18 protein-coding genes are annotated in these 25665 nt (G+C 67.7%); 14 read left to right on the top strand and 4 right to left on the bottom strand.

From position 1 onward, the window contains the following. Window positions 1-21 precede the first annotated feature (21 nt). The gene (locus tag ACIIOY_RS08610; RefSeq protein ID WP_411034234.1) at window positions 22-945 is read right to left on the bottom strand and encodes a siderophore ABC transporter substrate-binding protein; all 924 of its coding nucleotides are present in this window, start codon (window positions 943-945) and stop codon (window positions 22-24) included. Window positions 946-1010: 65 nt separating this feature from the next. Next, a complete protein-coding gene (locus ACIIOY_RS08615) occupies window positions 1011-3092 on the bottom strand; it encodes a TonB-dependent receptor domain-containing protein (RefSeq protein WP_411034235.1) in 2082 nt (693 codons plus the stop codon). A gap of 167 nt (window positions 3093-3259) precedes the next feature. Between ACIIOY_RS08615 and ACIIOY_RS08620 the strand changes: the two genes are divergently transcribed. Further along, complete coding sequence (locus tag ACIIOY_RS08620) at window positions 3260-4729, top strand: glycosyl transferase family protein (protein ID WP_411034285.1); 1470 nt, start codon at window positions 3260-3262, stop codon at window positions 4727-4729. A 4-nt stretch (window positions 4730-4733) separates the two neighbouring features. Here ACIIOY_RS08620 and ACIIOY_RS08625 read toward each other — a convergent pair whose 3' ends face one another. Then, window positions 4734-5639, bottom strand: a complete 906-nt coding sequence (locus ACIIOY_RS08625) for a response regulator (protein ID WP_411034286.1) — start codon at window positions 5637-5639, stop codon at window positions 4734-4736. A 1-nt stretch (window position 5640) separates the two neighbouring features. After that, entirely contained in the window at window positions 5641-9021 is a 3381-nt protein-coding gene (locus ACIIOY_RS08630; RefSeq protein ID WP_411034287.1) for a hybrid sensor histidine kinase/response regulator, read from the bottom strand. 330 nt (window positions 9022-9351) lie between these two features. Between ACIIOY_RS08630 and urtA the strand changes: the two genes are divergently transcribed. The 13 genes from urtA to ACIIOY_RS08695 all read left to right on the top strand — a co-directional run bounded on the left by urtA (window position 9352) and on the right by ACIIOY_RS08695 (window position 25662). After that, window positions 9352-10644, top strand: coding sequence for an urea ABC transporter substrate-binding protein (gene urtA / locus ACIIOY_RS08635; protein ID WP_411034236.1), 1293 nt, complete (start codon window positions 9352-9354; stop codon window positions 10642-10644). A 257-nt stretch (window positions 10645-10901) separates the two neighbouring features. Continuing rightward, the gene (urtB, locus tag ACIIOY_RS08640) at window positions 10902-12521 is read left to right on the top strand and encodes an urea ABC transporter permease subunit UrtB (RefSeq protein ID WP_411034237.1); all 1620 of its coding nucleotides are present in this window, start codon (window positions 10902-10904) and stop codon (window positions 12519-12521) included. After that, entirely contained in the window at window positions 12518-13678 is a 1161-nt protein-coding gene (urtC, locus tag ACIIOY_RS08645; RefSeq protein WP_411034238.1) for an urea ABC transporter permease subunit UrtC, read from the top strand. The genes urtB and urtC overlap by 4 nt, the downstream gene beginning before the upstream one ends. Before the next feature lie 5 nt (window positions 13679-13683). Beyond that, on the top strand, window positions 13684-14448 hold the full coding sequence (gene urtD / locus ACIIOY_RS08650; RefSeq protein WP_411034239.1) for an urea ABC transporter ATP-binding protein UrtD: 765 nt from the start codon (window positions 13684-13686) through the stop codon (window positions 14446-14448). A 226-nt stretch (window positions 14449-14674) separates the two neighbouring features. Next, on the top strand, window positions 14675-15370 hold the full coding sequence (urtE, locus tag ACIIOY_RS08655; RefSeq protein WP_411034240.1) for an urea ABC transporter ATP-binding subunit UrtE: 696 nt from the start codon (window positions 14675-14677) through the stop codon (window positions 15368-15370). Window positions 15371-15512: 142 nt separating this feature from the next. After that, window positions 15513-16115, top strand: a complete 603-nt coding sequence (locus tag ACIIOY_RS08660) for an ANTAR domain-containing response regulator (protein ID WP_411034241.1) — start codon at window positions 15513-15515, stop codon at window positions 16113-16115. Next, complete coding sequence (locus tag ACIIOY_RS08665) at window positions 16112-17323, top strand: CmpA/NrtA family ABC transporter substrate-binding protein (RefSeq protein WP_411034242.1); 1212 nt, start codon at window positions 16112-16114, stop codon at window positions 17321-17323. Before ACIIOY_RS08660 ends, ACIIOY_RS08665 begins: the two co-directional genes overlap by 4 nt. 355 nt (window positions 17324-17678) lie before the next feature. Next, window positions 17679-18911: an MFS transporter gene (locus tag ACIIOY_RS08670; protein WP_411034243.1), complete on the top strand. Its 1233-nt coding sequence runs from the start codon at window positions 17679-17681 to the stop codon at window positions 18909-18911. Window positions 18912-18925: 14 nt separating this feature from the next. Further along, on the top strand, window positions 18926-21376 hold the full coding sequence (gene nirB / locus ACIIOY_RS08675; protein ID WP_411034244.1) for a nitrite reductase large subunit NirB: 2451 nt from the start codon (window positions 18926-18928) through the stop codon (window positions 21374-21376). Window positions 21377-21380: 4 nt separating this feature from the next. Beyond that, window positions 21381-21716: a nitrite reductase small subunit NirD gene (gene nirD / locus ACIIOY_RS08680; protein WP_411034245.1), complete on the top strand. Its 336-nt coding sequence runs from the start codon at window positions 21381-21383 to the stop codon at window positions 21714-21716. Window position 21717: 1 nt separating this feature from the next. Continuing rightward, window positions 21718-24375 carry a nitrate reductase gene (locus tag ACIIOY_RS08685; protein WP_411034246.1) on the top strand — a complete coding sequence of 886 codons (2658 nt, stop codon included), beginning with the start codon at window positions 21718-21720 and terminating at the stop codon, window positions 24373-24375. 298 nt (window positions 24376-24673) lie between these two features. Then, window positions 24674-25159, top strand: coding sequence for a type II RES/Xre toxin-antitoxin system antitoxin (gene parS, locus ACIIOY_RS08690; protein WP_411034247.1), 486 nt, complete (start codon window positions 24674-24676; stop codon window positions 25157-25159). Further along, a complete protein-coding gene (locus ACIIOY_RS08695) occupies window positions 25156-25662 on the top strand; it encodes an RES family NAD+ phosphorylase (protein WP_411034248.1) in 507 nt (168 codons plus the stop codon). Before parS ends, ACIIOY_RS08695 begins: the two co-directional genes overlap by 4 nt. Window positions 25663-25665 lie beyond the last annotated feature (3 nt).

Here is a 25665-nt window from a genome sequence, read left to right on the forward strand (position 1 = left end):
CAGGCCGGCCCCGCTTAAGGATCAATCCTTGGAAAGCTCGCTCGTCAACTGGTCGACGGTGCGCTGCATGGAGGAGATGCCGCCGCCGACGAGATACCAGGCCGCCGCGTCGAGGTAGACGACATGGCCCGCCTGCCAGGCCTTGGTCTGGCGGACCACCTCGTTGTCGAGGAACTGGGCGGCGGCCGTGCCCTCGCGGCCGATCGCCGCGTCGCGGTCGATCACGAAGAGCCAGTCGGGATTGGTCTCCAGGATGTATTCGAAGGAGATCGCCTGGCCGTGGTTGCCGACATGGCTTGTTTCGGCTGCCGGCGCGATGCCGTAGGTGCCGTAGAGCATGCCGAAGCGCGAGCCGGGGCCGAAGGCGCTCATCTTGCCGCCGGTCGTCAGGATCAGCAGGCCCTTGCCCTTGCCGGCCGCGAGCGTCTTGAGCGCGTCGACCGAGCTGTCGAGCTTGGCGAGGAGCGCGTCGCCTTCCGCCTTCTTGTCGAAGAGGCCGGCGAGCGACGCCACGTTGTTCCTGGCTTCGGGAAGGAAGTTCTTCGTGTCCACGGAAAGGTCGATGGTGGGCGCGATCTTGGCGAGGTCCGGGTATTTCGAGGCCGAGCGGCCGGCGACGATGATGAGGTCGGGCTCGGCGGCGTTGACGGCCTCGTAGTCCGGCTCGAAGAGCGTGCCGATCTTCAGGTACTTGTCGTCGTTGTAGCCCTTCAGGTAGTCGGGCTTGCCGCCGCCGGGCACGCCGGCCACCTCGACGCCGAGCGCGGCGAGCGTGTCGAGCGATGCCAGATCGAAGACGAGCACCTTCTCCGGCCTGGCGGCAAGCGTCGTCTCGCCCTGCTTGTGCTTGATGACGATGTCGGCTGCGCCGGCCGCGCCGGTCGCCACGGCGAGGATGAGGGCGGCGATGCAGACGGTGCGCCGGATGATCGTTGCGATGCTCATGGTCGATGTAACCTCTTGATGGTTTCCTGTGGCGCCGAAGCGGTGCCGCTTCGGCCCGAAGCGCTCTAGAACTTGCCCGTCAGCGAGACGAAGTATGTCCGTCCGTTCTCCGTGTAGTTCGATTCCGAGTTCGGCTGGGAATCGAAGACGTTGTTGACGCCCGCCTTGAAGGCGAAGTTGTCGTTGATGTCGTACTTGGTCGAGAGGTTCACGACCGAATAGGGGCTGACGTTCTGCGCGACCAGCGTCTCCGGATTCTGCACATAGTCGACCTGCTTGCCGTACCAGTCGAGCGAGGCGGTGAAGCTGAGGGCTTCACGGGCCTGCCAGGTGACCTCGGTGTGGATCGAGTATTCCGGGTCGGCCGAGAGCGGCATGCCGGTTTCGAGGTTCTTCGATTCCAAGAGGTAGGTGAACGAGCTGCTCCAGGTCCAGTCCGCGTGGACGGGAACCGTCAGCCCGCCCTCGAACCCCTGGGAACGGGCGCGGTCGACGTTGATCTGCTGCACGAACTTCCTGCCGTCGGGCAGGATCAGCGTGGCGACGCGCGCCGAGGTGATCTTGTCCTTGATGTCGTTGTAGAAGTAGCCGAGGCTGCCCTGCCATGCGCCGTCGTCGTAGTAGAGGCCGACCTCGAAGCTGTCGCTCGTTTCCGGCTGGAGGTTCGGGTTGCCGACCATTTCGCACGGGCCGCCCACCGCACCGCAGCCGCGGCCGCGCGAGGTGGTCACCCAGTTGGGGTTGAGCTGCCTGAGATTCGGCGCCTTGAAGGCCTGCGCCCATCCGGCCTTGAAGGACAGCGCGTCCGTCAGGTCGTAGATGAAGTAGGTCCTCGGGCTGAAATGCGAGCCGAAGTTCTCGTGGTAGTCGTAGCGCAGGCCCGCCGTCATGCGGAAGACGTCGGTAAAGCGGATCTCGTCTTCGAAGAAGAGCGCGCCGGTGAATGCATCCGCGACCGGCGAGCCGGCCGTTCCGGTGACCGAGTTGTACCGCCCGAGGTTCGCCGGGTCGTCCATCTCCTCATGGCGGATCTCGCCGCCGGCTATCAGGTTGTGCGTCCAGAAATAGTCGATCGGATTGAAGACGACCTTGGTGTCCAGCGTATAGGTGCGCACGGAGATCTCGGTGTCCGTGAGGCGGCTGGTGTTCGTCGCGCGCTCCAGGTGGCCTGTGGTGGTGGTCGTTCCGAAATCCCATTCGCCGGTGTGGCGCAGCGACGCGGTCGCCCGCTCGATCTCGGTCTGGCTGTCGGTGCTCGTGGATGCGGGATCGAGCCAGGGCCTGTACCGTTCGCGATTGTAGCCGGCCTCCAGGTCGAACGTGTGCGCGTCGGACGGCGTGAAGGTCAGCCGCGCCGTGATGTCGACGTCGTTCGAGCCGTCGGGCACGGAGACCCCGTCCGACAGCGCCCCGTTGCCGGAATCCTTCTTGCTGATGTTTCCGTAGGCGGTGAGGCTGAGCGTGTCCTCGAAGAGCGGGCCGCTTACATAGCCGCTCAGCCGCCGCTTGTCGCCCGTCAGGTCGTTGGAGGGGAAGAGGAATTCGCTGGTCAGCGAGCCGGTCCACCGGTCGCTGCCCTTCTTGGTGATGATGTTGACGACGCCGCCGAGGGCGTCGGAGCCGTAGAGCGTCGACATGGGACCCCGCACGACTTCGATCCGCTCGATCGCATCGAGCGGCACCCAGTCGAAATCGCCGTTGTAGTGGCGCAATGTCGTGGCGCCGGCATTCACGCGCTTGCCGTCGATCAGGATGAGCGTGTAGCCGGAGCCGAGGCCGCGCATGCTGATGCCGCGCGTGCCGTCGCTGCCGAAGCCGACGTTCACGCCGGGCACCGTGCGGATCGCCTCGCTGATGTCCACGATGGTCTTTCTTTCCAGGGTCTCCGAGCCGACGACGGAGATGCTGGCCGGGGCATGCCTGATGTCCTGCTCGTAGCCGCCCGCCGTGACCACGATCTGCTCGAGCGTCGTCTCTTCCGCTGCCGCCTCGTCTTCCTGCGCCTGCTGCGCGTAGGCGGGCGCCGGCAGGTGGAGCGCGGTGCAGGCAAGGAGCGCCGCCGCGGCCTTGCGCCACGACCCGCCTTGTCCGTATCCCTTGCCGTTGCCGCCCGCGGCGTGCCCGCGCGGATCCGTCATCACTTCCATGTTACGCCCCCACATTTAACTTGAGTTTCGAGGTCCACTTAGTTAGCTCGGCGACATGGGGTCAACGGCGGTGATTTTGAACGGTTCTAAATTCGAAATATCGCAACTTGCTGGGATTGGACGGCGTGGAAGATAGTCTGGAAGCGACGAAGGGAGAGGGGAGGGACATGCGCGAGGCGGCGGTCAAGCCGGACCGTCCGGGGCAGCTTCGCCTTCTCGTCGTCTTCGACGCCCTGCTGCGCGAGGGCAGCGTCGCGAAGGCGGCGGCGGGCCTCGGGCTGCAGAGCCCGGCCGTCAGCCGCATGCTCGCGCAATTGCGCGACATGTACGGCGATCCGCTCTTCACCCGGACCGCCAGGGGGCTGATCCCGACGCCCTTTGCCGAGGGCCTGCGGCTGCGCCTGCGCGCGCTCGCCGCCGAGACGGAACAGCTCGTCGCGGCCTCCTCGGGCGAGCCTGCGGCGGCGGGGCCGGCGGCCGGGGACGGCTGGGCGCACCGGCCGCTCATCTCCGCGCCGCCGCTCTCGGTGCGCCCGAGCGTGCTGCTGCAAGGCCAGCCGACACCCGACGATTTCGCCCGCAAGCTCGCGGGCATCGGCCACAATGCGGAGCCGCAGAAGCGCCTGGCGAAATACATCGCCACCTCCGGCAGCGGCGCCGGCCGGTGCCGCCCGCTGGCGCTGGAGGAGGCCGAGGACGCGCTGGGGATCATCCTCGCGGGAGAGGCCGATCCGGTGCAGGTCGGCGCGCTTCTCGCGACGATGCAGTACCGCGGCGTGACGGCCGCGGAAATGGCGGGGTCCATCAAGGCGCTGCGGCGGCATGTGGGGGCCTACGACGTCCGCGACGGGCTGGCGGACCTCGACTGGCCGGCCTACGTGTCGCCGAAGCTGAAGAGCCCGCCCTGGTTCCTGCATGCGGCGCGGCTGGTGGCGATGGCCGGCTACCGCGTCCTCCTGCACGGCCATTACGGCCAGGGCCCGGACGCCGGCAAGCTGGAGCTCGCGGCGGAAACGGCGGGCATTCCCGTCTGCGCGTCGCTCGGCGAGGCAAGGGCGGCGCTTGCCGCCGGCGCGATCGCCTACCTGCCGATCGGCGGCGCCTCGACGCAGATCCAGCGCCTGTTCGGCCTCTATTCCCTCCTGGAGATGCGGCTGCCGCTCAATGCGGCCGTTCCCCTGCTCAATCCGCTGGGGGCGGCCGCGAGCCTTCTCGGCGTCTCCATGCCCTCGCGGCGGGACCTGTTGCGGGACGCGGCGGTGCTGCTCGGAGTGCGCGACCTGTCCATCCTCGGCGGCAACCGCGATTTTGCCGAGTTCACCCCGTTCCGCGCCACGACCCTGTTCCGCCTGGTCGGCGGCGAGCCGGCCGATACGCGCATTGCCGCGCGCAGGAGCGTTTCCGCCGCACCGCCGCCGACCGCCTATACGAGCCGCGAATACTGGCAGGCGGTCTGGACGGGCGCCGCGCGCGACGACGTCGCCGAGGCCATCGTCGTCGACACGGCCGCCGCCGCCCTCCTGACGATGCCGGCCTGCCCCCTGGACACGTTCGAGGCGGCACGAAAGCAGGCGGCTGCGCTATGGCGCGGCCGGGCCGACCTTCCCCGCGCCGGCAAGCCCGTCCTTCGCGCCTGAGGGCTCACACCTCATGCAGCACATGGGCGGCCTTCACGGCCGCGGAGGCGCGGTTTTCGACGCCGAGCTTCACGTAGATCTGCTCGAGATGCTTGGTGACCGTGCGGGCGCTGAGGCCGAGGATCTCGCCGATGTCGCGGTTGGACTTGCCCTTGGCGATCCACAGCAGCACTTCGGCCTCCCGCGGCGTGAGCGCGAAATGCTGGCGCAGGACCCCGTCTTCGGACAGCCGGTTTTCCGCCGTCAGGCGGAAGAGGTATTCGTCCGCGCCGATCGTGCCGAGGAAGGAAAGCTGAAGGCTCGCCTGTCCCGCCTGCCTTATGGTGAAGGTGCCGTCGCGCGCCCCCCCGCGTGCCTTCATCCACGCGCGGACATGCACGCCGATCGCGTCGAGGCCCTCGTCGCTGCCGGTCGCCGCGTTGACGAGCCGTGTCGCCTGCGGCGTCGACCAGCGGATCTTTCCCTCGCCACTGACGGCGAGCAGGTGCCGCCCCGCCGCATCCAGCGCGACGCGCGCGCTCTGGGCGGAGCGGGCGTTGGAGAGATGCACGCGGATGCGCGCGCGCAGTTCGTCGATGTTGATCGGCTTGGTGAGGTAGTCGACGCCGCCCGCTTCGAGCGCGCGCACGACATGTTCGGTCTCCGTGAGGCCGGTCATGAAGACGACGGGCACGGGGCTCACCGCCGGGTTCGCCTTCAGCTTCAGGCAGGTGTCGAAGCCGTCCATGCCGGGCATGACCGCGTCGAGCAGGATGATGTCCGGCGTGATGCGGTCGACGATGTTGAGCGCCGAGGCCCCGGAGGTGGCGATCAGCACGGAGAAGCCGGACTGTTCCAGCGCCTCCGTCAGGAAGCCGAGGGCTTCCGGGGAATCGTCGACGAGGAGGACGATGTCGCGCGGGGTGGCCATCTCAGTCACGGGCGGCGTCCTCTCTCCGGTCCATGGTCTTCAGGAAGGCGTCGTAGCCGGCGAGGTCGAACACCTGGACATAGGCGCGCACCGCGTCGGTGAAGGGCTGGTGCTCGGGCGTGCGGGCGATCTCGGCGAGCTTGGCCTCGATGCCCCTGACATAGCCGATCTCGCCGAGCCGGATCAATTCCCGCACGTGGCTTTGCGCGGGGATGACGATGCTCGTCCCGGCCGGCTCGTCCGCTTTCGCCCCGCCGTGGTAGGTCCATTCGAGGCCCATGTGCAGGGCGAGCTTGTCGGTGAGCTGGCGCAGGTCGAAGGGCTTGGCCAGCGTGTCGTTGTGGCCGGCATGGGCGGAGGCGGCCGAGCCGTCGCCGATATTGGCGGACAGCATGACGATCGGGCCCGGCTGGCCGAGCGCGCGCAGGCGCTCCACAAGGTCCCAGCCGCTCATGCCGGGCATGGAGATGTCGATCAGGAAGAGGTCGGGCTTCAGCCCCTCCACGAGGGCGAGGCAGTCCGCGCCGCTCCTCGCCGTCAGCACGGTGAAATCGAGCGGCCGCAGCACCTCCTCCATCAGGTTGCGGTGGTCGGCATTGTCGTCCACGACGAGGATGGTGCGGCGTTCGCCCCCGTAGCCCTTGATGCGCAGCACCGCGTCCTTCGGCGCCGTCGGGCGGTCGACGGCCGAAAGCATGAGGCGCACCTTGAATTCGGTGCCCTTGCCGCGCTCGCTCGTCACGGCGATCTCGCCGCCGAGCGTCTGCGTCAGGAGGCGCGTGATGGTGAGCCCGAGGCCGAGGCCCGGCATGCGGCCGTGCTCGGCATCGCCGCGCTGGAAGGGCTCGAAGATGCGCGGCAGGTCCTTTTCCGAAATGCCGCGGCCGCTGTCGGCGACCGTGAAGGTCGCGACCTGGCTGCGATAGGAAACGTCGAGGCCGATGCGGCCGCTGTCGGTGAATTTCAGCGCGTTGGAGATGAGGTTCACGAGGATCTGGCGCAGGCGTTTTTCGTCGGTGCGCACGTAGTGCGGCAGGTTCGCCGAGCGGCTGTGCTCGAAGGCGACGCCCTTTGCCTGCGCCTGCGGGCGGAACATCTCGATGATCTGGTCGAGGAAATCGTGGATGTTGATCTCGTTGGAATAGACCTGCAGCTTGCCGGCCTCGATCTTGGAAATGTCGAGCAGGCCGTCGATGAGGCCGGAAAGGTGGTCGGCGCTGCGCTTGATGACGCGGATCGCGCCCTGGCGCTGCGGCGGGATGGTCTCGTCGCGCTCCAGCACCTGCGCATAGCCGAGCACCGCATTGAGCGGCGTGCGCAGTTCGTGGCTGAGCCCGACGACGTAGCGGCTCTTGGCGCGGTTGGCGGCCTCGGCCGTTTCCTTCGCCTGCTGGAGCGCCGCATCGGTCTTCTTGTGCGCGGCGATCTCCTTCAGGAGCAGGGTGGTCTGGCGGGAGGATTCCTCCTCGGCGACGACCCGGCTGTCGTGGGCGAGCACGTAGAACCATGAGACGATGCCGGCGACCACCGCGAAGACGAAGAAGACGATGGCGATGGTGCGCTCCACAACCGCCGCCGTCTCCGGCGAACCGGTGCCGACCTGATGGGCGATCATGGCGAGGATGACGCCGATGCCGGTGATCGACAGGGCGGTGGCGATGCCGTAGCGGCCGAGCCGCGTGCCGAGCGCGCCCGTCACCGGTTCCGGCAGGAGGGCCTTGGCGACGCCCGCAACCTGCGCGTTGAACCGCGCCTTCGGCTTGCAGAGGTCGTGGCAGCGGCTGTCGAGCGAACAGCACAGCGAGCAGATCGGCGCCGCATAGGCCGGGCACCAGGCCATGTCCTCCGGTTCGAACGGGTGCTCGCAGATCGAGCAGGTGATGGAATGCGCCGTCGCCCAGCTCCTGCGCGGCTTGCGGGCGAGGTAGTACCTGCCGCCCGTCGCCCAGGCAATCAGCGGCGAGGCGAGGAAGGCGACGACGGCGGCGATATAGGGCGCGAGCGAGGCGGGGATTTCCCCGAACGTGCCGAAATGGGCGGCGAGCGCGATCGCGGCCGAGAGCGTCATCGCGCCGAGCCCGACCGGGTTGATGTCGTAGAGATGGGCGCGCTTGAACTCGATGCCGGGCGGCGAGAGGCCGAGCGGCTTGTTGACGAAGAGGTCCGCCGAGATGGTGCACAGCCAGGCCATGGCGACGATGGAGAAGACGCCGAGCGTCTCCTCCAGGAGCCGGTAGATGCCGAGCTCCATCAGGATGAGCGCGATGGCGACGTTGAAGACCAGCCAGACGACGCGGCCGGGATGGCTGTGGGTGAGGCGCGAGAAGAAGTTCGACCAGGCGAGCGAGCCCGCATAGGCGTTCATCACGTTGATCTTGAGCTGCGAGACCACCACGAAGGCGACCATCAGCAGCAGCGCGGCGGCATCCCAGGGCAGCATGTAGCCGAAGGCGGTGTAGTACATCTGCGCCGGGTCGGCCGCCCGCGTGGAGGGCACGCCCGCCGAGAGCGCCAGCACGACGAGGAAGGAGCCGGCGACCAGCTTCGGCGCGCCGACGATCACCCAGCCGGAGCCCGCGAGGAAGACGGCGATGCGGTGGTGCAGCTTGCGCTGCCCGTCCGGCGGCAGGAAGCGCAGGAAGTCGACCTGCTCGCCGATCTGCGCCATCAGCGCGAAGATGACGGCCGAGGCCGCGCCGAACTCGACGAGGTTGAACGGCGCATAGGTGCCGGGCGGCCCGGACGGATGGTGCAGGCCCGAATAGGCGAGCCATTCGCCGACCTTCTCCCAGTCCGCGAAGGCGATGAAGACGAAGGGCAGGACGTTGAGCACGATCCAGAACGGCTGGGTGACGAGCTGGAAGCGCGAGATGAGCTGCACGCCGTGCGTGACGAGCGGGATCACCACGACGGAGGAGATGATGTAGCCGATCCACAGCGGGATGCCGAGCGCCAGCTCCAGCGCGCCGGACATGATGGACGCCTCGATGGCGAAGAGGATGAAGGTGAAGCTCGCATAGATGAGCGAGGTCAGCGTCGAGCCGATATAGCCGAAGCTCGCCCCGCGCGTCAGGAGGTCGATGTCGACGCCGTGGCGGATGGCGTAGCGGCTGATCGGCAGGCCGACGAGAAGGATCATCAGGCTGGCGACGAGGATCGCGGCGATGGCGTTCGTCGTGCCGTAGGACATGGTGATCGCGCCGCCGATGGCCTCCAGCGCGAGGAAGGAAATGGCGCCGATGGCGGTCTGCGAGATGCGGTCGGACGAGAACCGCCGCGCGCTCTTGGCGGTGAAGCGCAGCGCGTAGTCCTCCAGCGTCTGGTTGGCGACCCAGCGGTTGTATTCGCGGCGGACCGGTATGATGCGCTGGCGTGCGGCCATCGTGCCCTGCTGTTCCCCTGTGTTTTCAGGCCCGTCCGTCCGGCCCTTGAAGTGCGTGAGGCACCGCTCCATCCCGCCCTCCCCTCCGCCATCCTCGGGTCAAGCCCGAGGATGGCGGAGGGGAGGGGACGAAACCCGGCACATCAAGCGTTCTAGCATGGATGCTTCCTCCCCGAAATTGCTGCGGTGCCGCAAATGCTTCCGCCTTATCCCTCCCGACTACGCAGAATGACGTATGTGCGGCGCAGCATGGCTGGCCGATAGTTCTTCAAGCAACGGTAAAAAACCAATCCGCCCCGTTGCGGTCAAAAGAACAGAGGGGTTCAGACCATGTCCATCAAGGCGCGCGCCACCGGCGCACTGCTCGCAGCCATTCTTTCGACGACGGCCTTCCACGGCGCTTTCGCGGCCGACGACACGATCAAGGTCGGCATCCTGCATTCGCTTTCCGGCACGATGGCGATCTCCGAGACGACCCTCAAGGACGCCATGCTGATGCTCATCGAGGAGCAGAACAAGAAGGGCGGCCTGCTCGGCAAGAAACTGGAAGCCGTCGTCGTCGACCCGGCCTCCGACTGGCCGCTCTTCGCCGAGAAGGCGCGCGAGCTGGTCTCGGTCAACAAGGTCTCGGCCGTGTTCGGCTGCTGGACCTCGGTATCGCGCAAGTCGGTCCTGCCGGTCTTCGAGGAGCTGAACTCGATCCTCTTCTATCCCGTCCAGTACGAGGGCGAGGAGAGCCAGCGCAACGTCTTCTACACCGGCGCGGCGCCGAACCAGCAGGCGATCCCGGCCGTCGACTACCTGATGGAGAACGAGGAGGTCGAGCGCTGGGTGCTCGCCGGCACCGACTACGTCTATCCGCGCACGACCAACAAGATCCTCGAAGCCTACCTGAAGTCCAAGGGCGTCGCCGCCGAGGACATCATGATCAACTACACCCCCTTCGGCCATTCCGACTGGCAGACGATCGTCTCCGACATCAAGAAGTTCGGCTCGGCGGGCAAGAAGACGGCGGTCGTGTCGACCATCAACGGCGATGCCAACGTTCCCTTCTACAAGGAGCTCGGCAACCAGGGCATCAAGGCCGAGGACATCCCGGTCGTCGCCTTCTCGGTCGGCGAGGAGGAGCTTGCCGGCCTCGACACCGGCCCGCTCGTCGGGCACCTGGCCGCCTGGAACTACTTCCAGTCCGTCGACAACCCGGCGAACGCCGAGTTCATCAAGACGTGGAAGGCCTTCACCAAGAACGACAAGCGCGTCACCAACGACCCGATGGAAGCCCATTACATCGGCTTCAACATGTGGCTGAAGGCTGTCGAGAAGGCCGGCACCACGGATACGGACGCCGTGCTCGATGCGATGATCGGCGTCTCCGTGCCGAACCTTTCGGGCGGCTATTCCACCATGATGCCGAACCACCACATCACCAAGCCGGTGCTGATCGGCGAGATCCAGGCCGACGGCCAGTTCGAGACCGTCTGGGAAACGCCCGGCCTCGTGGTCGGCGACGAATGGTCCGATTACCTGCCGGACTCCAAGGACCTGATCGCCGACTGGCGCGCGCCGATGTCCTGCGGCAACTTCAACGTCGCCACCGGCAAGTGCGGCGGCAAGGGGTCTTGATCCTGATGCAGCCGGCTTTTCCAGTCGGGATGTGGCTCTGCCCCTCACCCTAACCCTCACCCTAACCCTCTCCCCGCAAGCGGGGAGAGGGGACCTGCCCTGCCTGGATGCCCAGAATCGGGAAAACGGTCCGGCATATCCCTTCTCCCTCGCTTGTGGGGAGAAGGTGCCGGCAGGCGGATGAGGGGCCTTGCCGACCAAACGCCATCCCGTTGCACCGGGGTGGCTTTATCGCTCACCGCGCCGAGGGCCATGATATGCACACGCGGCTCATCCATCGTTTCCTGCAAAGCCTGCTCGTCGCCCTGTGCCTGATGGCGACCGACCTCAGGGCCGCGGACGACCTGCGCGCCATGGTCGACGCGCTCGGCGGCGGCAGCTTCCGGGAGAACCAGCAGCAGGTCGAGGCGCTGGCGAAGACGGGCGATCCGAAGGTCGTTCCGGCGCTCGAAGCGCTCGCCGAGGGCGACCTCTACCAGCGCAAGGCCGACGGAACCGTGTTCATCGTCAGGCCGGCCGGCGCCGATTTCAGGCTCATCGACGCGCTGACCGGCGAGGAGGCGGGCGAGGAGGCCAAGGCCGCGCTCGAAAAGGTCAAGGTCAACAACAGCCTGCGCCGCACGATCCGCGCCGCGCTCGGCGGCCTCACGCTGATGAGCCCGGATGCCGGCGTTCGCCTCCAGGCCGCCGGCACGATCCTGCGCACGCCCTCCGCCGATGCGCTGGAAGGGCTCGACACGGCGCTCGCCGCCGAGACCGACCGCACGGTGAAGGCCGTGCTCGAACGGGCCCGCGCGGCCTCCATCCTCGTTTCCGACCGTCCGGCGGCGGAGAAGAAGGCGGCCATCGCCACCATCGTCGAGACCGGCGGGCGCGATTCGCTCTCGCTGCTTTCCGCCGTGCTCGCCTCCGCCGACGAAAGCCTCAGGCCCGACATCGAGACCGGCATCCGGCAGATCGAGGACCAGCTTGCGCTCTGGGCCGCCGGCCAGAACATCTGGTACGGCCTGTCGCTCGGCTCGGTGCTGCTGCTCGCGGCCATCGGCCTTGCCATCACCTTCGGCGTGATGGGCATCATCAACATGGCGCACGGCGAGATGGTCATGCTCGGCGCCTATACGACCTTCGTCGTGCAGCAGGTCATCCGCACGTCCTTTCCCGACCTCTTCGACTGGTCGCTGGCCATCGCCCTGCCGCTCGCCTTCCTCGTCACCGGCGCGGTCGGCCTCGTCATGGAGCGCGGCATCATCCGCTTCCTCTACGGCCGGCCGCTGGAAACGCTGCTCGCCACCTGGGGCGTCTCGCTGATCCTCCAGCAGGCCGTGCGCTCGATCTTCGGCCCGACGAACCAGGAGGTCGGCAATCCCTCCTGGATGTCCGGCGCCTTCGAGCTCGGCGGCCTGACGGTCACCTGGAACCGGCTCTGGATCATCCTCTTCTCGCTCGCCGTCTTTTCCTTCCTGCTCTTCCTTTTGAAGAGGACGCCGATGGGCCTTCAGATGCGCGCCGTCACGCAGAACCGGCGCATGGCCGCCTCCATGGGCATCCGCACGCCCTGGGTCGACGCGCTCACCTTCGCGCTCGGCTCGGGCATCGCGGGCATTGCCGGCGTCGCGCTCTCGCAGATCGACAACGTCTCGCCGAACCTCGGCCAGGGCTACATCATCGACAGCTTCATGGTCGTGGTCTTCGGCGGCGTCGGCAATCTCTGGGGCACGCTCGTCGGCGCCTTCACGCTCGGCATCCTCAACAAGGTGCTGGAGCCCTATGCCGGCGCGGTGCTCGGAAAGATCCTCGTGCTCGTGCTGATCATCCTCTTCATCCAGAAGCGGCCGCGCGGGCTCTTCGCACTCAAGGGCAGGGCGGTGGAAGCATGATCACCTCGTTTCTCGTGAAAGCGCTCGACCGCAACATCGTCATCGTCGTGGCGCTGCTCCTCGCCGTGGCCGCTCTTGTTCCCGTGCTGAACCTCATGACCGCGCCGGACCATCCGCTGCACATCCCGACCTACATCGTCTCGCTGTTCGGCAAGTACCTCACCTATGCGCTGCTCGCGCTGGCGCTCGATCTCGTCTGGGGCTTCTGCGGCATCCTCTCGCTCGGCCACGCCGCCTTCTTCGCGCTCGGCGGCTATGCCATGGGCATGTACCTGATGCGCCAGATCGGCGCGCGCGGCTCCTACGGCAATCCGCTCCTGCCGGACTTCATGGTCTTCCTCAACTGGAAGGAGCTGCCCTGGTTCTGGCACGGCTTCGACATGTTCTGGTTCGCCGCGCTGATGGCGGTCGCCGTGCCGGGCCTCGTCGCCTTCGTCTTCGGCTGGTTCGCTTTCCGCTCGCGCGTCAACGGCGTCTACCTCTCGATCATCACCCAGGCGATGACCTTCGCCCTGCTGCTCGCCTTCTTCCGCAACGACATGGGCTTCGGCGGCAACAACGGCCTCACCGACTTCAAGGACATCCTCGGCTTCAACATCCAGGCGACCGGCACGCGCTCGGCGCTCTTTGCCGCCTCGGCCGTCGCGCTCGCCCTCTCGCTGGTGGTCACCTCGGGCATCGTCCGCTCGAAATACGGCAAGATCCTCGTCGGCGTGCGCGATGCGGAAAGCCGCACGCGCTTCCTCGGCTACCGGGTCGAGCACATGAAGCTCTTCGCCTTCACCGTCTCGGCCATGATGGCGGGCGTCGCCGGCGCGCTCTACGTGCCGCAGGTCGGCATCATCAATCCGGGCGAGTTCGATCCGGCCAATTCCATCGAGGTCGTCATCTGGACGGCGGTCGGCGGCCGCGGCACGCTGATCGGCCCTATCGTGGGCGCCATCCTCGTCAACGGCGGAAAGAGCGTCTTCACCGCCGCCTTCCCGGAATTCTGGCTCTTCGCGCTCGGCGGCCTCTTCATCCTCGTCACGCTCTTCCTGCCGAAGGGCATCGTCGGCACCGCGCGGCAGTTTTTGGACCGGCGCAAGGAATACCGCAAGGCGCGGGAGGCGGAAGCCGCGCGCGCCTTCGCGGCGGAACCCCAGGCGGCGGAGTGACCGGCATGAACACGCTCGCAAGCAATGCCAGACCCACGAGCATCCTCTACCTCGACGGCGTCTCCGTCTCCTTCGACGGCTTCAAGGCGCTGAATGCGCTCTCCTTCGTCATCGAGCCGGGCGAGCTTCGCGCCATCATCGGCCCGAACGGCGCCGGCAAGACGACGATGATGGACATCATCACCGGCAAGACGCGGCCGGACGAGGGCGAGGTCTTCTTCAAGGGCACCATCGACCTGACGCAGAAGGACGAGGCGGAGATCGCCCAGCTCGGCATCGGCCGCAAGTTCCAGAAGCCGACGGTCTTCGAGAGCCATACCGTCTGGGACAACCTGGAACTGGCGCTCAACCGCCGCCGCGGCGTCTTTTCCACGCTCTTCTATCGGCTGACCGCCGGGGACAGGGCGCGCATCGAGGAGATCCTGTCGACCGTGCGGCTCACGAACCGCAAGGACGACCTTGCGGCCAACCTCAGCCACGGCCAGAAGCAATGGCTGGAGATCGGCATGCTCCTGGCGCAGGAACCGGAGCTGCTGCTGGTCGACGAGCCCGTCGCCGGCATGACGGACGCGGAGACGGCGGAAACGGCGATCCTCTTGAAGGAGATCGCGAAGACCCGCTCGGTGGTCGTCGTCGAGCACGACATGGGCTTCATCCGCGACCTCGGCGTGAAGGTGACCTGCCTTGCCGAAGGCTCGGTGCTGGCGGAGGGCACGATCGACTTCGTCAGCGCCGACCAGAAGGTCATCGAGAACTATCTGGGGAGGTGACGGTGTATTCGGTGTTTCTCTCGTTGGAGCAGGTTGCTTCGCTACCCCCCTCTGCCCTGCCGGGCATCTCCCCCTCAAGGGGGGAGATTGGATGGGGCGCCGTTTCGCCCACCATGAACGTCGAGTTGGAGCAAGGTTCTAGCCACCTGCTGATCTCCCCCCCTGAGGGGGAGATGCCCGGCAGGGCAGAGGGGGGTGAGCCTACCCGCTCGAACGGAGATTTCTCATGCTGACCGTCGAGAACGCCAGCCTTCACTACGGCGCCGCGCAGGCCTTGCGCGGCATCTCGCTCACGGCGAAGATGGGCAAGATCACCTGCGTGCTCGGCCGCAACGGGGTCGGCAAGTCGAGCCTCCTGCGCGCCATCATCGGCCAGCATCCGCTCTCCTCGGGCAGCGTCGCCTTCAATGACGCCAGGCTCGACGGCATGGCGCCCTACGGCCGCGCCAAGGAGGGCATCGGCTATGTGCCGCAGGGCCGCGAGATATTCCCCCTGCTCACCGTCCGGGAGAACCTCGAAACCGGCTTTGCGCCGCTCAAGCGCTCGGAGCGCTTCATCCCGAACGAGATCTTCAGCCTCTTTCCGGTGCTGCACACCATGCTCGGTCGGCGCGGCGGCGACCTTTCCGGCGGCCAGCAGCAGCAGCTCGCGATCGGCCGGGCGCTGGTCACGCGGCCGAGGATCCTCGTCCTGGACGAGCCGACCGAAGGCATCCAGCCGTCGATCATCAAGGATATCGGCCGGGCGATCCGGTACCTGCGCGATTCCACCGGCATGGCGATCCTGCTCGTCGAGCAATATCTCGATTTCTGCCGCGAGCTTGCCGATCACGTCTACATCATGGACCGCGGCGAGATCGTGCACGAAGGCGCGGCCGAGACGCTCGAAACGCCCGAGGCGCGCCGGCATCTGACGGTGTAGCGCGGATGATCGCGCCGCCCCGTCCTTGCCCTCTTGCGCGGCCCGTCCCGCCCGTCCGCCGGGGGCGGGCGCAGATCCGGCTTGATTTCCGCGCCGTTCGGACGCATCTGCCGAATGTCCTTGGCTTCGACGCGGTGATGGGATGCGACCGGGCGGATTGAATGTATTGGTCATCGACGAGAACCGGATCCGGGCGGCCATCATCGAGGAGGGGCTGCGCGACGCCGGCCACGACCAGGTCACCGTCATCGGCGAGATGCATGGCCTGGCGCGCCGCATCGCCGAGCTCAACCCGGATGTGATCGTCATCGATCTCGAAAATCCCAACCGCGACATGCTGGAAAGCCTCTTTCAGCTGTCGCGCGCCGTGCAGCGGCCCATCGCCATGTTCGTCGACAAGTCCGACGAGGCGTCCATCGAGGCGGCGGTGGAGGCGGGCGTTTCCGCCTATATCGTCGACGGGCTCAAGCAGGAGCGTGTCCGCCCGATCCTGAAGATGGCGATCAGCCGCTTCAACGCCTTTTCCCGCCTCAGCCGCGAGCTGGAGGAAACGCGCGGCGAACTGGAGAACCGCAAGGTGATCGACCGGGCCAAGGGCCTGCTGATGCGCTCGCGGGGCCTTTCGGAGGAGGAGGCCTATGCGCTTCTGCGCCGCACGGCGATGAACCAGAACCGCAAGATCGTCGAGATCGCCCAGAGCCTCGTCACGGCGGCAAGCCTGCTCGATCCGGGAGCGAAGGAATGACGATGAGACACGCCATCACCGCCGGCTTCGTGCCGCTGCTCGACAGCGCCCTGCTCGTCGCCGCCAGGGAAAAGGGCTTTGCCGAGGCGCAGTCGATCGACCTCACGCTGGTGCGCGAGCGCTCGTGGGCCAGCATCCGCGACCGGCTCGCAGTCAGCCATTTCGACGTCGCGCATATCCTCGGCCCCATGCCGATCGCCTGCAATCTCGGCCTCAGCGCCCCGGCGCCGGAGATGATCGTGCCGATGGCGCTGGGGCTCGGCGGCAATGCCGTCACGGTCTCCGCGGCGCTCTGGCGGGCGATGGCGGAAGAGGGCGCGACGGCCGATCTCGATGCGCGGCGCAACGGCGCGGCGCTCGCGCGGGTCGCGGGCGCCAGGAGGGGCGAGCCGCTGCGCTTCGGCGTCGTGCACCCCTATTCGGGCCACAATTACGAGCTGCGCTACTGGCTCGCCGCAAGCGGCGTCGATCCGGACCGCGACGTCGAGATCGTCGTGCTGCCGCCGCCGGACATGGGGGATGCGCTAGCCGAAGGCGGCATCGACGGCTATTGCGCGGGCGAGCCCTGGAACACTTTCGGCGTCCTCCGGCGCGGCGCGCACCTTGCCACCGTCAAGGCGGCGATCTGGCGGTCGAGCCCGGAAAAGGTGCTCGGCGTCAACGCCCGCTGGGCAGACGCCAACCCGGAGGCGATGGCCGCGCTGCTCGCGGCGCTCTACCGGGCATCCGTCTGGTGCGCAAGCCCGGGGAACCGCGAGGAGCTCGCAGGGCTTCTGGCAAGGCCTGCCTATGTCGGCCAGAACGCCGAGCTGCTCATGCCGGCGCTGAGCGGCCTCATGCCCGTCGGGGGCGGCGCCGTGCGGGGCGTCGGCGACTTCTTCGTTCCGAACGCCAAGGCCGCGACCTTCCCGTGGAAGAGCCACGCCCTCTGGTTCTATACCCAGATGGTCCGCTGGCGGCAGGTCGCCCACACGGCGGAACACCGGCGGATCGCCGCGCAGACCTACCGCCCGGACATCTACCGCGCCGCGCTCGGCGGGCTCGGCATCGCCATGCCGTCCGCCAGCGCCAAGGTGGAGGGCGCCCTGACCGCGGAGACGCCGGTGGGCTCTTCCGGCGCGCTGACGCTCGGCCCCGACGGCTTCTTCGACGGCGGCCGCTTCGACCCGGACGACCTGGACGCCTATATCGCGGCGCAGTCCGCCTAGAGCCGCATTCCGCGATGCCGCTTGCCGGAAATGCTCGGGCGCCTATTTTGTGCGCACTGCACAAAAAATGTCTCCGTTGCTGCCGGGGCGGTGTGCGTCCTGTTGCGCGGTACTGGCTTGCCGATTGCTGATTTCCCGAAAAATCAGATAGTTGGCAAAACTGGCACGCCGATTGCTTTTCTTCTGGCGGGCCTTCGGGCCACGATATCGGCGTCCAACGACGGGCGCCTCCAGCAAAGCCGCTGATCAGGAGATTGCGCACACGGACGATCCGTGCCGCGCGTCCTGGCCAGCGGCTTTTTGTTTTTCAACCCCAAGAAGGATCGGCACGACCTTGTCGGGCCAGGGAGAAGCCATGTCCGAGACCAAGCAGCCCCCATCCGCCGGCGAACCGGCAGTCGCCCTGTGGATGTCCACCTTCGCCTTCACCATCTGTTTCGCCGTCTGGACGATCTTCGCAATCATCGGCATCCGCATCAAGGAGGACCTGGGGCTCAGCGAGGCCGAGTTCGGCCTTCTCGTCGGCACGCCCATCCTCACCGGCTCGCTGGTGCGCATCCTGCTCGGCGTCTGGACCACCCGCTATGGCGGCCGCCTCGTCTACACGCTGACCATGCTGGCGGCGGCGCTCGCCACGCTCCTGCTGTCCCATGCGGCCACCTTCCCGCAGATGCTGCTCGCCGGCCTCGGCGTGGGGCTGGCCGGCGGCTCCTTCGCCGTGGGGGTGGCCTATGTCTCGCCCTTCTTCCCGCCGGAAAAGCAGGGCACGGTGCTCGGCATCTTCGGGGCGGGCAATGTCGGCGCGGCGCTGACCAAGTTCCTCGCCCCCTTCGTGCTCGTCGCCGCCGGCTGGCAGACGGTCGCGCAGCTCTGGGCCGCGGCGCTGATCATGACGGCCTTCGCCTTCTGGTTCACGACCACCGACGACCCGGCCTTCCGCGGCCGCCAGGACGGCAAGGCGCCGCCGCGCAGCCTCGCGCAGGAATTCGCACCGCTGAAGAACGCCCAGGTCTGGCGCTTTTCGCTCTACTACTTCTTCGCCTTCGGCGGCTTCGTGGCGCTGTCGCTCTGGCTGCCGCGCTATCTCGTCGGCGTCTACGGCTTCGACATCGCGACCGCCGGCATGATCGCGGCGGCCTATTCGATCCCCGGCAGCATCTTCCGCGCCTTCGGCGGCGTGCTCTCCGACCGCAAGGGCGCGCGCGCCGTCATGTACTGGATGTTCGGCGTTTCGGCGGCCGCGACGCTTCTCCTGTCGCTGCCGTCCGGCATCTCGCCCGCGGTCTTCGTCGCCGTCGTCTTCGTGCTCGGCTTCGTCATGAGCCTCGGCAAGGCGGCAGTCTACAAGCATATCCCGGCCTATTACCCGGACAGCATCGGCGCGGTGGGCGGCGTCGTCGGCATGGTGGGCGGCCTCGGCGGCTTCGTGCTGCCCATCGCCTTCGGCGTGCTGAAGGATGCGACCGGCCTGTGGTCGAGCTGCTTCATCCTGCTCTTCGCCGTCGTCGCCGTCTCGCTCCTCTGGATGCATCTGTCGATCCGCCGGATGGAGCGCCGCGCGCCCGCCATGCCGGCCGTCGCCGCCTGACCGGAGGAAACACCATGACCGAGAAACTCGTCATCATCGGCAACGGCATGGCGCCGGGGCGCATGCTGGAACACCTCCTGGAACGGGCGCCCGGCCGCTACGAGGTGACCATCTTCAACGCCGAGCCGCGGGTCAACTACGACCGCATCATGCTCTCGCCGGTGCTCTCCGGCGAGAAGGACTACGAGCAGATCATCATCCATGGCGACGGCTGGTACATCAAGCACGGCATCACGCTCTACAAGGGCCACCGCATCGTCGCGATCGACCGCGAGGCGAAGACCGTCACCTCCGATCACGGCGTGACGGAACGCTACGACAGGCTGGTGATCGCCACCGGCTCCGTGCCCTTCATCCTGCCCGTGCCGGGCAACGACCTGCCGGGCGTCATCACCTATCGCGACCTCGACGATGTCGAGGCCATGCTGCTCGCCGCCCAGTCGCGCGAAAAAGCGGTGGTCATCGGCGGCGGCCTGCTCGGGCTCGAAGCCGCCGCGGGCCTTGCCGGCCGCGGCATGGACGTGACCGTGCTCCATGTCATGCCGACGCTGATGGACCGCCAGCTCGACCCCGCCGCGGGCTACCTCCTGCAAAAGGAGCTGGAAGGCCGCGGCATCAAGATCCTCTGCAAGGCCAATACGAAGGCCATCCTCGGGGAGGTCAAGGTCCGGGGCATCGAGCTCGACGACGGGCGCGTCATCCCGGCGACGCTCGTCGTCATGGCCGTCGGCATCCGCCCGAATGTCGGCCTCGCCAGGCAGGCGGGGCTCGCCGTCAACCGCGGCATCGTCGTCGATCACGGCATGCAGACCTCGGACGGCAGCATATGGGCGCTCGGCGAATGCGCGGAGGTGGGCGGCATGGTCTACGGCCTCGTCGCGCCGCTCTACGAGATGGCCCGCGTCGCCGCCGCGCATCTTGCCGGAGACGGCTCCGCCGCCTTCGTGCATTCCGACACGCCGACCAAGCTCAAGGTCACCGGCATCGAGCTCTTCTCGCTCGGCGATTTCGCCGATGGCGACGACCGCGAGGAGATCGTGCTGCGCGACGCCGCGGCCGGCGTCTACAAGCGGCTGGTGCTGAAGGAGAACCGCATCGTCGGCACGGTGCTCTACGGCGAGACGTCGGACGGCGCCTGGTTCAACGACCTGAAGAAGAAGGGGACCGACATCTCCGGGATGCGCGAGACGCTGATCTTCGGCCAGGCCTACCAGGGAGGCGCCTCCCTGGACCCTATGGCGGCCGTTGCAGCCTTGCCGGATGATGCGGAGATCTGCGGCTGCAACGGCGTGTGCAAGGGAAGGATCGTCGGGGCGATCACGGAAAAGGGCCTGACCTCGCTCGACGACGTGCGCGCCCATACCAAGGCGTCCGCCTCCTGCGGCTCCTGCACCGGCCTCGTCGAGCAGCTGATGACGCTGACGCTGGGCGAGGCCTACAACCCCGCCGCCGTCCAGCCGATGTGCGGCTGCACCGATCTCGGCCATGACGACGTGCGCCGTCTCATCAAGGCGAAGGGGCTGAAGAGCATTCCGGCCGTCATGCAGGAGCTGGAGTGGAAGACCTCCTGCGGCTGCGCCAAATGCCGGCCGGCGCTCAACTACTACCTCGTCTGCGACTTTCCGGACGAATATGCCGACGACTACCAGTCGCGCTTCATCAACGAGCGCGTGCACGCCAACATCCAGAAGGACGGCACCTATTCCGTCGTGCCGCGCATGTGGGGCGGGGTGACGAGTGCCCGCGAGCTTCGCGCCATCGCCGACGTGGTCGACAAGTTCGAGATCCCGCTGGTCAAGGTGACGGGCGGCCAGCGCATCGACCTGCTCGGCATCGAGAAGGAGGACCTGCCCGCCGTCTGGGCCGATCTCGGCAAGGCCGGCTTCATCTCCGGCCAGGCCTATGCCAAGGGCCTGCGCACGGTGAAGACCTGCGTCGGCTCGCACTGGTGCCGCTTCGGCACGCAGGATTCCACCGGCCTCGGCATCCGCATCGAGAAGTTCATGTGGGGCTCCTGGACGCCGGCCAAGCTGAAGATGGCGGTCTCCGGCTGTCCGCGGAACTGCGCGGAGGCGACCTGCAAGGACATCGGCGTCGTCTGCGTCGATTCGGGCTTCGAGATCCATTTCGCCGGTGCCGCCGGCCTCGACATCAAGGGCACGGAGGTGCTCGGCCTCGTGAAGAGCGAGGACGAGGCGCTGGAGCATATCGTGGCGCTGACGCAGATGTACCGCGAGCAGGCCCGCTATCTCGAGCGCATCTACAAATGGGCAAAGCGCGTCGGCCTCGAGGAGATCCGCCGCCAGATCATGGACGACGCGCAAAGGCGCAAGGCCTATTACGACCGCTTCGTCTTCTCCCAGAAATTCGCCCAGGTCGATCCCTGGTCGGAGCGCGTCTCCGGCAAGGACAAGCACGAGTTCAAGCCGATGGCGACGATCGGCTACAGCCCGGCAGCGGAGTGAGGCCATGGACGGAAACTGGATCGCCATCGGCAGCATCGCCGACATCCCGCTGCGCGGCGCGCGCTGCGTGAAGACCCCGCAAGGCAGGATCGCCGTCTTCCGCACGGCGGAAGGGGAGGTCTTCGCCATCGAGGACCGTTGCCCGCACAGGGGCGGGCCGCTCTCGCAGGGCATCGTGCATGGCAGGGCCGTGACCTGCCCGCTGCACAACTGGGTGATCTCGCTGGAGAGCGGCAAGGCGCTGGGGGCGGACGAGGGCGCGGTGAGGACCGTTGCGCTCCGCAACGAGGACGGCGCGCTGTTCATCGCGCTCGAAAACCTGATGGCGGCGGCCGAATAGGATGGAGAAGGAGGTCAAGACAACCTGCCCCTATTGCGGCGTCGGCTGCGGGGTCGTCGCGACCGTGTCCGGTGACGGCGCCGTCACCGTCAGGGGCGACCCGGACCATCCCGCCAATTACGGCCGGCTCTGCTCGAAGGGCTCGGCGCTGGCCGAGACGATCGACCTCGACGGCCGCATCCTGCATCCCGAGATCGGCGGGCGGCAGGCGACGTGGGACGACGCGCTCGATCTCGTCGCGGCAAGGTTCTCGGCCGCCATTGCCGGGCACGGGCCGGATTCGGTCGCCTTCTACGTTTCCGGCCAGCTCCTCACCGAGGACTACTACGTCGCCAACAAGCTAATGAAGGGCTTCATCGGCTCGGCGAACATCGACACCAATTCGCGGCTCTGCATGTCCTCCTCCGTCGCCGGCCATCGCCGCGCCTTCGGCTCGGACACGGTGCCGGGCACCTACGAGGACCTGGAGCTTGCGGACCTCGTGATCCTCGCCGGCTCGAACCTCGCCTGGTGCCACCCGGTCCTCTACCAGCGGCTGGCGGCGGCCAAGGCGAAGCGGCCGGGCATGAAGGTGGTGGTCATCGACCCGCGCCGCACGATGACGGCCGACATCGCCGATCTTCACCTGGCGATCCGTCCCGATGCGGATGTGGCCCTCTTCGTCGGCCTGTTCTCGCATCTTGCCGCCGCCGGCGCGCTCGACCGGAACTACATCGCCGCCCACACGGCCGGCTTTGCCGATGCCTTTACGGCCGCCTCGGCCGTTTCCTTCACGGATGTCCTGGAGCGGACCGGCCTTCCGGCCATGCAGCTGCGCGAATTCTACCGCCTCTTCGCTGCGACGGAGAAGGTGGTGACCTGCTACAGCCAGGGCGTCAACCAGTCGTCGTCGGGCACGGACAAGGTCAACGCCATCCTGAACTGCCACCTTGCGACCGGCCGCATCGGTCGGCCGGGCATGGGGCCGTTCTCGCTGACCGGCCAGCCGAACGCCATGGGCGGGCGCGAGGTCGGCGGGCTCGCCAACATGCTCGCCGCCCACATGGCGATCGAAAGCCCCGAGGATCGCAGCCGCGTGCAGCGCTTCTGGCGGTCGCCGAAGATTGCCGGAAGGCCGGGGCTCAAGGCGGTCGACCTGTTCCGGGCGGTGGCGGAGGGGCGCATCAGGGCGCTCTGGATCATGGCGACGAACCCGGCCGTCTCGATGCCGGATGCCGATGCCGTCGAGGCGGCGATCCGCGCCTGTCCCTTCGTCGTCGTCTCCGACGTCGTGAAGGCGACGGATACGGCCCGCCATGCCCATGTGCTTCTGCCCTCGCTCGGCTGGGGCGAGAAGGACGGCACGGTCACCAATTCCGAGCGGCGCATCTCCCGGCAGCGGCCTTTTCTCGACGCGCCCGGCGCGGCGCGGGCCGACTGGTGGCAGCTTGCCGAGGTCGCCCGGCGCATGGGGTTCGCGGACGCCTTCGGCTACGACGCCCAGGCGCAGGTCTTCAACGAGCATGCGGCGCTCTCGGCCTTCGAGAACGGCGGCAGCCGCGATTTCGATATCGGCGCCTATGCGGGCCTCGACCCGCAGGCCTACGACGCCCTTTCGCCCTTCCAGTGGCCGCAGCCGGCGGGGCGGCAGCCTGCGCAGACCCGCTTCTTCGCAAGCGGCGGCTTCTACCATGCCGACGGCCGGGCGTGCCTCGTCCCGGTCCGGCCGGCGGCGACGGACCGCACGGACGCCGCCTGTCCCTTCACGCTGAACACGGGCCGCATCCGCGACCAGTGGCACACGATGACGCGGACCGGCAGGAGCGCGCGCCTCTCGGCCCATACGGCCGAGCCCTTCGCCGAGCTTCATCCGCGCGACGCGATGGAGATCGGCGTCGGCAATGCCGGCCTCGTCGAAATCGAGAGCCCGCGGGGCAGGGCCATCGTGCGTGCGCTCGTCACCGAGCGCCAGGCGCGCGGCAGCATCTTCGTGCCGATGCACTGGAGCGGCCAGTTCTCGGCAAGGGCCCGCATCGACGCGCTCGTGCCTCCCGTCACCGACCGGTTTTCCGGCCAGCCGGCCTCGAAGAACGTCGCCGTCGCCGCCCGCCCGTTCAGGGCGGCGCATTACGGCTTCGCCGTCTCGCGGGCGAAGCCGGAGAGCCTCGATGCCGCCTATTGGGCGCTGGCGAAGGCGCAAGGCGGCTGGCGCACGGAGCTTGCCTTCGAGCGGCCGGTCGAAGACTGGAGCGCCTGGTGCCGGCACGCCTTCGGCGTGCCGGATGGCGCCGAGCCGCTCGGCTATGCCGACCGGCAGACCGGCGACCTCCGGCTTGCCTTCTTCGACGGCCCGCGCCTGCTCGCGGCCCTGTTTCTCGCCCGCGAGCCGGTGGCGGCCGCGCGCAGCTGGGCGGTCGCACAGCTTGTGGCCGATCACGCCGACCGGCGCAGGCGCTTCGCGCTCGTCGCCGGCCGGCCGGGGAGCGACAAGCCGGATCCCGGCGCCACCGTCTGCTCCTGCTTTTCCGTCGGCGTCAACCAGATCGTCGCGGCCGTGCGCGGCGGCTGCGGCAGCGTCGAGGCCGTCGGCAAGGCGCTGAACGCCGGGACCAATTGCGGCTCCTGCCGGGCCGAGATCGGGGGCATCGTCGACGCATGCCTCGCCGCCGCCGCGCAGTGAAGGCGCACGCGGCGGCCTGGAAGGCAGCGCTGCTTGCCGCCTGTGGCGATCGCATCAACGCCTGGCGCGTTTTGGTTCCATAACAAGTCTTATGTGATTCAATGGCCGTAGAGGGTACATTCTATTTCCAAGTGCGACTTGCGAATGATGCCAATGGGTTATCAGTCGCAAGGACGCTGCCATGAAACGCACCTGCTCCCCTGACGGACCGGATGAACGGCGTGGCCGGATGCGTCCGTCCTTGAAATGCGATGCGACACATGACATATATGAAGCGACACTTGACGCGGAGAACGACATGGCCGTCGCAGCGAAAGCCCCTTCCTCAACGGTCGCCGGCGGCGACCTGCAAAAGATCGAAGCCCTGCTGGGTGGCTCCAGGGTGCTCGCACGCCGCCTGACCAATGCGCTCGACGCGCATGAGCTGCTTCTGCACGGCCTGCCCGCTTCGGCGCTCGATCACCTTGTCGGCAATCTCGTCGTCATCGGCAAGAACGAGTCCCTCGAAAAGGCGGTCGGCATGAGCCTGCGGACCTGGCAGCGGCGGAAGGACATGCCCTCGAAGCCGCTCAGCCAGGAGCAGAGCGGCCGCACGTGGAAGTTCGCCGAGATCCTCGCGAAGGCGACGGACGTCTTCGGATCGCAGGCGGAAGCCGAGCAATGGCTGGAGCGGCCCGCCGTCGGGCTCGACCAGCGCCGTCCGATCGATCTGCTGGGCACGCCTGCCGGCGTCGAGCTGGTGGAGGATCATCTCGACCGCCTCGAATACGGCGTCTATGCATGAGCTTTCTGCCCGTTGCGCTCGGCGGGACCGAGCTCGTCGCATGGCGGCTCGACCGGGCCGTCCATGCGGCGACATGGGACAGCGGCGAAGGCGCCTATCGGTTCGGCGGGCGCTGGAACAGCAAGGGCGTTCGCGCGGTCTACTGTTCCCTCGATCCGGCGACGGCGATCCTAGAGGTCGCCGTCCACAAGGGGTTCCGGGCGCTCGACACGGTCGCGCACACGATGACGGCGGCCGCCATCGCCGAGCCCGCCGGTGTCCATGTCGTCGATCCGGCGAGCGTGCCCAATCCCAACTGGTTGCGGCCGGGCATCCCGGGCGCGGGGCAACAGGCTTTCGGAGACGATCTGCTGCGCCGCCACCGGTTCGTCGCGATCCCGAGTGCGGTCTCGATGCACAGCTGGAACCTGGTCTTTCTGGCGGGCGGCGCGCCGGGCGGTTATGCGCTGAAGCTGCAAGAGGCCTTCGCGCTCGACACGCGGCTTCACCCGCCCGTAGCCTAGCCC

This window comes from Shinella agrisoli, assembly GCF_046557955.1.
Lineage (GTDB): Bacteria > Pseudomonadota > Alphaproteobacteria > Rhizobiales > Rhizobiaceae > Shinella.